This is a genomic window from Palleronia sp., assembly GCF_042089775.1.
In the GTDB taxonomy this organism is placed as follows: domain Bacteria; phylum Pseudomonadota; class Alphaproteobacteria; order Rhodobacterales; family Rhodobacteraceae; genus Palleronia.
The window spans coordinates 1-4,242 of sequence record NZ_JBELKF010000170.1; the positions used below are offsets into that span (position 1 = coordinate 1).

The 4,242-nt window shown below is 66.7% G+C and carries 3 protein-coding genes and 1 pseudogene; 2 read left to right on the top strand and 2 right to left on the bottom strand.

What is annotated here, in order from left to right:
• Positions 1 to 230 precede the first annotated feature (230 nt).
• Both ACFDS3_RS19280 and ACFDS3_RS19285 read right to left on the bottom strand, forming a co-directional pair.
• A complete protein-coding gene (locus tag ACFDS3_RS19280; RefSeq protein ID WP_375263960.1) occupies positions 231 to 1,037 on the bottom strand; it encodes a DNA-methyltransferase in 807 nt (268 codons plus the stop codon).
• Positions 1,038 to 1,119: 82 nt separating this feature from the next.
• Complete coding sequence (locus ACFDS3_RS19285; RefSeq protein ID WP_375263961.1) at positions 1,120 to 1,830, bottom strand: hypothetical protein; 711 nt, start codon at positions 1,828 to 1,830, stop codon at positions 1,120 to 1,122.
• Between the two features lie 265 nt (positions 1,831 to 2,095).
• On the opposite strand from ACFDS3_RS19285, the gene ACFDS3_RS19290 reads away from it, so the two are divergent.
• Both ACFDS3_RS19290 and ACFDS3_RS19295 read left to right on the top strand, forming a co-directional pair.
• Positions 2,096 to 2,926, top strand: a complete 831-nt coding sequence (locus tag ACFDS3_RS19290) for a metallophosphoesterase (protein ID WP_375263962.1) — start codon at positions 2,096 to 2,098, stop codon at positions 2,924 to 2,926.
• Between the two features lie 348 nt (positions 2,927 to 3,274).
• A pseudogene (locus tag ACFDS3_RS19295) lies at positions 3,275 to 4,242 on the top strand (hypothetical protein); the annotation flags it as partial.

The window sequence follows — 4,242 nt, forward strand, 5'->3', positions numbered from 1 at the left end:
TGAAACCGCGAATGTGCTCCTGGGGGTGGAATAAGCGTCCGCGAGCAGTCTGGACACTCGATGATCATTGGTGAGTCCGAGGCCGCAGCTGCGCCTGCACTGCTGCCGCTCCCGCCATGCGCTGGCGCGCCACCTTGGGCTGTTGTAGCGTCAAGCTCGGTTCACCCTCCGGTGTATTTTTCCGCCCGAAGGGCCCCGGGCAAGCGGAGGGTGGGCCGCTCAAGCCTTCCTCAGTCCAGCCGCTGAAGCGCCGCCTGCAGGTAAGCCGGATCGATTTCGAAGCCGATCCCGCGATGCCCGGCCCTCTCGGCCGCGAGCAGCGTAGTACCAGCCCCGAGAAACGGGTCCATCACCATGAGATCCTGCCCGCCATGCAGCTTCAGGCAGCGCTCCGGCAGCTCGAGCGGGAAGCCCGCCGGGTGGTCGAACTTCTGCCGCTTCGAGCGCACGGTCATGTAGGGCACGAACCAGCTGTTGCCGGCGCAGCGGCGATCGCGGCCCGCGCCTTCCCAGCGGGTTACGTTCGACTTCTCCATGTAGGGCACGCCCGCGGCAAGCCGGTCGAGGGGCACGGCCCCGCTCTTGGAGAAATGGAAAACCTTCTCGTGGGTGTTGTTCAGGAAGCGATGGCTGTTCACCGGTTTGAAATGACCCCGCGTTTCGTCCCCGAGGCTGATCGACTTGATCCAGGCGATGTCGTTCTGCAGCACGAGGTGGCGCCGGAAGGCTCCGGCCACGTCCATCGGGATCCAAGGATCGACGCCCGTGCCGCCCACGTTGAGAAAGAGCGAGCCCTCGGGCGCCAGAACGCGCGCGATGCCCGCGGCGACCTGATCCATCCAATCAAGATAGGCCTCTCTCGGCAGCCGGTCATGATGCTGCCCGTAGCGGATGCCGATGTTGTAGGGCGGCGAGGTCACCACGACGTCGATCGAGCCTGCTTCGAGTGAAGCCATACCGGTCAGGCAATCTGCCAGCACCAGGCGTTGCCGCCCGGCGCGGGTCTCGGTGAAGGCCTCGGCGGCGGGCTCGGTCATGAAGGTCTCTCCGGGTGCCGCCTCAGAATGACAGAAGGTCGCCCGGCGATCAGCAGTGTCGCAGCCGCAATCCACAGCCTCGTCATGGGCCGTCGGGGGCCATGCTCGCATCGAGCGAGGTCCGCAGCGCCGCGATGCCCTCGACGAGAGATCGAAGCTCCTCGCCCATCTCGTCGTAGATGAGCGTTTCGCCGGGGGGCGTGAACTGGCGCAGCATCTGCGCCACCGGGTCGGTGCGCCAGGTCTGCGGCAGATCCGAAGGCGTGGCGAGGTCGGGCAGGTTCAGCCAATCCTGCAGCGTCTCGGGGATAGAGGAGTCCTCGACGAACCACTCGCCCGGCGCGCCGGCATGGAGGCGCGGGGACGCACCCACCTGCGCGATGAGCACACCCTGCCCCTCATGAAGGTCCGGACCGAACTGGTCCGCGCTCAGGTCGAGCGCCAAACCGGCGTCCTCGTTGACCAGCCAGCTATGCGGCACCGCGCGGGGCGCCTGCGTCTCCGGCGGCCCGATCAGCGCCACGATCTCCTTCGGGACGCGTCGTGCGCCTTCGAGGTCCACCGTCCCATCGACCAGCGACCATCCGGCAAAGCCCGCGGCCTCGAGGACCGCTCGGGCGAAGAGGTTGGTCTCGCGGCACAGGTGCATGGACGCGATCCCGGGGGCTGCTTCGCCGTGGAAGGAGGACTGCGCCTCCTGGGCGCGTGCCCATTTCCCGCTGTCCCGCAGGTGCTCGCGGATGCGGATGGCGGCTTCGGTAAGGGCTTCGATCAGTTCTGGGTTGGCGGACATGACGCTTCGCTCCTGCGGGACAGTATCCGAAGGATGCGGGAGATCCACGAAAAGGGAGAACAGGGTCGACCTCCCAAGGTGCTGACTGCCGTCGGCATTGATACGCTAATCGACATCATCAGCTCGTCTTGATGCAGTTTCCTATATCACCCGGCACGCAGAGCCCGCGCGAAGATGGAGCCGCGTCTCGCGCGAGGATGTCACCCAAATAGGTTGACCAAGTATATGCGAAAAACTATCCTGTAGTGAGTAGAAGGACCCTCCCATGACCGATATTCTCACCACCCCCTGGCGGGTCTTTCCGCAGGGCAGCCGCAACACCGACCATGTCTTCGCCATCGGCGACGTGCATGGGCATGCCGACCTGCTGGAGGCCATGCTCGACCACATCCACCTGATGCCGGCCGACCCGGACCGCGCCAGCGCGATCGTCTTCACCGGCGACTTCGTCGATCGCGGCCCCGAGAACATGCGGGCGATCCGCCTCGCCATGGCGACGGAGGCCGAGTTCGACCGCCGCGTGATCCTGCCCGGCAACCACGAGCTGATGCTTCTCATGGCGATGAGCGATGTGCCCAACGGGCTCGATCTGCAGCTGTGGTATCGCAATGGCGGCCACGCGTTGTGCGACGAGGTCGACCCGGACGGCAAGATCGGCGGGGCCGACATCGGTCAGGCGATCCGGGAAGCCCTGCCCGAGGGCTTCGAGGACCTCATCCGGCGGGCGCCATCGCACCACGTCAACGGGGATCTGCTCTTCGTCCATGCGGGCATTCCGCCTTACGGCGACCGCAAGGCTTTCCTGGCGCAGTCGATCGACGACCTCGAGCGGGAGCACTGGGCCTGGATCCGGACGCCCTTCCTCGAGTTCCGGGGCGGCTGGGGCCAGAATGGGTTCGACCGAACGGTCGTGGTCCACGGCCATTCGATCGAGACCGAGCGACGGTTCGAGACCGCTGACGAGGTGGGCGAGGTTCTGGATCGCACCACCAGCCATGGTCGGATCAACATCGACGCGGGCTCCTTCGCCTATCGCCAACTGGCCTGTCTCGAGGCCTGTGGCGATCGCTACAGGATCCACGTCGTCCAGCAATAAGGGGCGGCTGGTCCGGGAACGGGAAGCCACGCGCGCCGGGACGGAGATGATCTCCTGCCCGGCGCGCGCTGCCCCTTCATCAACATCATCGGAACAGTAATGGCAGAACGCCGCAGTGGGCTCTTGGTTCCTGCCGGCCATCGCTATCCACACCCTTGTGACGCCGCGTCGCAACCGCTGCTTCTTTCGGATAGGTCTCGCGGCTATTCTGCAGGCCAGTGCCCGAGGGCGGAATGGACGGGGCGGGATATGCCTGCGAGAGAGACCGGCGCGGCGGCAATCGCCTCCAGCGATGTGCGAAAAATTACGAGCATCCGGCGTGGTCAGGTGCGCGATGCGGAGCCCGCGATGCCGCGCAAGGCCCCGGTCGAGTTGCCGGACCTTCCGGACTTTTCGGCCCTGCGCGACACGCTGTCCCAACGGCGGCGCCGGCAGGTTCGAGCCGCGGCGCTTCGGGCGACCGGGTTCATCCTGATCCCCACCTTGGCGGCCTGGACCTATTTCGCCGAACTGGCAACGCCGCTGTTCCTGTCGGAGACGGCCTTCGTCATCAAGGCGGGAGATCCGGCCGTTGGCGGCACGGCTCCCGACCTTATGGCCCAGACCATGTCGGCCTCCGGCACCGCCCACGACGCGATGACGCTGCAAGCCTGGATCGAGAGCCGCAATGCCTTGGACCGGCTGGAGGCCGATATCGGCTTCCGGGCCCTGTTCAGTGGACCCGACATCGACCCTATCCAGCGCATCGCCCCCGATGCCACGGCCGAGGACGTCTTCCGGCGCTATCGCAAACAGATCCAAGTGGGCTTCGACCCGGCCGAGGGTGTCATGCGCCTGAGTGTCGAGACACCCGACCCCGAGGCGTCCCTGCGCATCGCGCAGGCCCTGCTCGGCTATGCCGGGGAGCGGATCGACGTTCTGACGCAGGGCATCCGCGAGGACAGGCTGCGTGATGCCCGTGCCACGCTCGAGGAGGCGCGCACGGAGCTTGCCACGGCGCGTCTCGATCTCGTCAATCTGGAGGAAGATCTCGCGCTTCTCTCTGATGGCAGCGAGGAGAGCCTGCTCGGCCGTCGCATCGGCAGTCTCGAGGAGGAGCTGAGCGCCGCGCGTGTGGACCTCGCGACGTTGAACGGCAACCGTCGCCCGAACCCGGCGCGGGTCACGGCCCTGACCGAGCGGATCGGGGTCCTCGAGGCGGAGATCGCTCTGCAGCGGCGCGAGATCTCCGGTGGCGCCGGAGCGCCGTCGCTCTCGCGTGCCCGCAGCGAGGTGGAGATGGCGCGTGGCGAGGTCGAGACCCGTCGCGAGATGCT

Coding starts and splice junctions, on each gene's coding strand:
- ACFDS3_RS19280 (WP_375263960.1), bottom strand. CDS start 1,037: ATGACCGAGCCCGCCGCCGAGGCCTTCACCGAGACCCGCGCCGGGCGG.
- ACFDS3_RS19285 (WP_375263961.1), bottom strand. CDS start 1,830: ATGTCCGCCAACCCAGAACTGATCGAAGCCCTTACCGAAGCCGCCATC.
- ACFDS3_RS19290 (WP_375263962.1), top strand. CDS start 2,096: ATGACCGATATTCTCACCACCCCCTGGCGGGTCTTTCCGCAGGGCAGC.